The 3,405-nt window shown below is 41.9% G+C and carries 4 protein-coding genes, 2 tRNA genes and 1 pseudogene; 5 read left to right on the top strand and 2 right to left on the bottom strand.

Going from position 1 to position 3,405, the window contains the following annotated elements:
- From Q0338_RS10885 to Q0338_RS10865, 5 genes and pseudogenes are all read left to right on the top strand, one after another.
- A pseudogene (locus tag Q0338_RS10885) lies at positions 1-353 on the top strand (threonine ammonia-lyase); the annotation flags it as partial.
- 202 nt (positions 354-555) lie between these two features.
- Positions 556-1,242, top strand: a complete 687-nt coding sequence (locus Q0338_RS10880; RefSeq protein WP_122873838.1) for a DUF4230 domain-containing protein — start codon at positions 556-558, stop codon at positions 1,240-1,242.
- A 7-nt stretch (positions 1,243-1,249) separates the two neighbouring features.
- Complete coding sequence (locus Q0338_RS10875) at positions 1,250-1,939, top strand: MOSC domain-containing protein (protein ID WP_298086730.1); 690 nt, start codon at positions 1,250-1,252, stop codon at positions 1,937-1,939.
- 75 nt (positions 1,940-2,014) lie between these two features.
- Positions 2,015-2,089 (top strand) — tRNA-Gln (locus tag Q0338_RS10870).
- A 12-nt stretch (positions 2,090-2,101) separates the two neighbouring features.
- Positions 2,102-2,176: transfer RNA gene (locus Q0338_RS10865), tRNA-Met, on the top strand.
- 47 nt (positions 2,177-2,223) lie between these two features.
- Here the strand turns inward: Q0338_RS10865 and Q0338_RS10860 are convergent.
- Together Q0338_RS10860 and Q0338_RS10855 are read right to left on the bottom strand one after the other, a co-directional pair.
- Positions 2,224-3,096, bottom strand: coding sequence for a tyrosine-type recombinase/integrase (locus tag Q0338_RS10860; RefSeq protein ID WP_298086729.1), 873 nt, complete (start codon positions 3,094-3,096; stop codon positions 2,224-2,226).
- On the bottom strand, positions 3,096-3,405 hold a 310-nt coding region (locus tag Q0338_RS10855), incomplete at its 5' end, for a hypothetical protein (protein WP_298086728.1). The genes Q0338_RS10860 and Q0338_RS10855, both read right to left, overlap by 1 nt.

Here is a 3,405-nt window from a genome sequence, read left to right as displayed (position 1 = left end):
ACAACAAGGTCAAATTTAAAGCCGGCGAGCGCATCGGCATCGTGCTAAGTGGCGGAAATATCGACGTGCAGATGCTAAACGTCATCATCGAAAAAGGTCTCATAAAGTCGCACCGCAAAATGGCGCTGCAAATCACGCTGATAGATAAACCAGGCGCGCTCATGAGCCTAACCGATAGCCTAAAGATCGCAAATGCCAACATAGTAAAGATCGACTACGACCGCTTCTCTACTAGCCTGGAGTACGGCGACGCTAATATCACGATCACGCTGGAAACCAAGGGCGAGGATCACCAAGAGCTCATCAAAAAAGTGCTCAGAGAGCATGATTTTAAATTTATTCAGGTGTTTTAAGCTATTTAAATTTGCCTCAAATTTGCGTAAAATTTAAAACCCGTATCTCAAAGGTGCGGGTTTTGCCAAACTGCACCGAATCTAAAAGCTCGCTAAATTTAAACTTACGATCCAAATTTATACCGATATAAAACAGCCAAAAACTCAAATTTAACGATTATTTTAACGAATTTCGCTAAAATCGCCTTTTAAAGGAGCAAAGATGATAGATGTTACAAGCCTTATTTTAGCGATTTTGCTGGCGGTTTGCGTATTTACGATTTTTAGATTTAATAAAGCCTTAAAAACCGCGCAAAAGCCTGCGACAACGCAGATTAGCACCGAGATATCGCAGCTAAAATCCATCGGCGAGCTATCGGTTTTTCAGGTCTATAGTAAAGAGATCGTGACTAAGACCGACCATGCATTTGGCAGCTTTGGCAAGGAGTATCTGCGCTGGCTGGTGAGCGAGAAAAAGCTCTCGATGATATTTGAGTTTGAGATAAATTTCATCTACGACCTAACGAGCCCGCGCCTAGAGATCGTAAACGTCGCGAGCGAGGAGTATCTCATCAAGATGCCGCCTTGCAAATACAAATTTTCGATCGCGAATATGAAATTTTACGACGAGAAAAACGGCAAATTTATCCCGTTTTTGCTGCCTGATTCGCTAAATGGATTCTTCGGTAGCAGCTTTAGCGAGGAGGATAAAAACAGGCTCATCGAGGAGGCGCGCGCCGAGGTCGAAAAGATGTCTGTACGCCTGATAAATCAGCTCCAGTCCAAGATCCACAAGTCCGCACGCGACACGCTCGAGGCGATCGCAAAGAGCTTCGGGGCTAGGGCGGTGAGGTTTGAGTTTAACGACGAGGGCGAGCAAGTTCAGCTAAATCTGCAAAACGTAGCGTGAGGTCAAGATGGCATTTCTAAAAGCGCTTTTGATAGGTAAAGCCAGGCAGTACGGCAGCCAGACGGCCACGGACGAGCTAGGCAAGGCGTGGCGCTCAGCGATATTTAAAAATGCGCAGACTGGCGAAATCTACGCGAACGAGTTTGGCTTTGAGGGCGACGAAGTGGCTGACACGAAGCATCACGGCGGCGTAAATAAAGCCGTGTTTGCAAATTCACTCGAAAACTATCCCGCGTGGGAAGCTTATTTGGAGCTTAAAAATTTGCCGCTGGGCGCGATGGGTGAAAATTTGACCGTTAGCGGGCTGGATGAAAATAGCGTAAACGTGGGCGACGTGCATAAAATCGGCTCGCTAGTGCTGCAAGTAACCCAGCCGCGAAAACCGTGCTTTAAGCTCGCAAAGCGGTGGGGAAATGCAAATTTGGCTAAAGAAATTTTTGCCACGGGGCTAACCGGCTGGTACTACAAGGTGCTTGAAAACGGCTCGTGTAAGGCTGGCTGCGAGGTGGAAATCCTGCAAAAAAACGAAAACGCTTTAAGCGTGATGCAGATAAATAAACTGTTTTTTAATCCGAGCGAAAATTTGGATTTATTGCCTAAATTTAGGATGCTTGAGGCGCTGCCTGTTAGCTGGCAGGATGATATAAATAGGCGCTTAAACGGCTCATACAGCACGGCTTTTATGGAAAAACTTTGAAAAAATGGCGAAAATTTGCCAAAAAGCTTGACAAATAAGGTAAAAATATATATAATCAGCTTTCTTTTTACAGGCTGGGGTATCGCCAAGCGGTAAGGCAATTGGTTTTGGTCCAATCATCCAGAGGTTCGAATCCTCTTACCCCATCCACTCAAATTTCATCGCGGAGTAGAGCAGTGGTAGCTCGTCGGGCTCATAACCCGAAGGTCGGCGGTTCAAGTCCGTCCTCCGCAACCAAATCCCCATTTTATCGGTATTTGAAGCCACTTTTTAAAACGCTTAATTTATTCTGAAATTGATTTAAGTAAATTTTCGATAGTTTCTTTAGATTTTCTTACGTTTGCCGTAATATATTTTTGTGTAGTAATAATATTTGTATGCCCTAAAGTAAATGATACTTGCTCGATCGGAATTTTAAGATAATTGATAGAATACGTGCCGATTAGATGCCTGATATCATGTAACCTAATTCTAGGTAGATTATTTCTTTTAAGCAGTGAATTCCAACTCCTACGCAAATCCTGGTATTTGTCGTTTGTCATAGGGTTTACGAATACATAGCCGTTTAGCTTGTTTCGCTTCTTTGCCTCAATGTATCGGCGGTAAAGGCGATCATAAAGCTCATCACTCATCTTGTAAGACATATCACGCTTAGCCTTATTGATTTTAAACGGGATCGTATAAGTCCTGGTTTTAAAGTTTATATCGCTAAATTTAAGGCTTAATACTTCATTTTTACGGCGACCGTGGAGCAAAAAAAAGAATATATCCGCGCTAGGCTCTTTGTTTTCTGAAATGGCTTTTATAAACTTCTTTTGGATCGATACGCTGTAATCAAAATATCTTTTATTGTCAAATTTAGGCAATTCGATAAAGTCGCAAGGATTTTTATTTATCAATTCGAGCTTTAACGCAAGCTTAAAAATAACTTTGAGCTTTGCAAGGATATTTTTAACGGTCTTGATCTTGTAATCTCGCTTGATAAGCTCATTACAAAATCTTTGGATATCCAAGAAATTTATCTCATCGACGCTTTTTAAACCTAGATCGTCTTTGAAGTGTTTTTGATACGTAGATATATCGCTTCTAAGCGTAGAGGGGCTTAAAATAAGCTCATAATACTCGAGATAGTTTTTAAAAAGCTCGTTAAGCGTCATTAGAATTGATACTCCCTTAATCCGCGCTCGATAAAGTCCTCGAGATCAGGATTATTTAAATCGTGCTTTGTGTTTCTTTTCGTAAATGAATTTAGACCGCGATCGAGCATTATATTTTCAACGTAGGCTAGGTGCTGAATATTACAGTTAGCCTTATCAAGCTTTGAATAATAATTATATAGCTCGTAATTTTTCATCCATAGAGGCGGTTTTTTGAATTCTTTTCGGTTTTTCATAGCTTCGCGTTTGATTTTTTCTCCTTCGCGTACGTACCAGGCATCTACCCAGGCGTCAAGATCGGGCTTAATG

It is taken from the genome of uncultured Campylobacter sp., from assembly GCF_938018145.1.
In the GTDB taxonomy this organism is placed as follows: Bacteria; Campylobacterota; Campylobacteria; order Campylobacterales; family Campylobacteraceae; genus Campylobacter_A.
Note: the sequence above shows the minus strand (reverse complement) of the source record. Positions and strands in the feature narration are given on the sequence as shown.

Coding starts and splice junctions, on each gene's coding strand:
- Q0338_RS10880 (WP_122873838.1), top strand. CDS start 556: ATGATAGATGTTACAAGCCTTATTTTAGCGATTTTGCTGGCGGTTTGC.
- Q0338_RS10875 (WP_298086730.1), top strand. CDS start 1,250: ATGGCATTTCTAAAAGCGCTTTTGATAGGTAAAGCCAGGCAGTACGGC.
- Q0338_RS10860 (WP_298086729.1), bottom strand. CDS start 3,096: ATGACGCTTAACGAGCTTTTTAAAAACTATCTCGAGTATTATGAGCTT.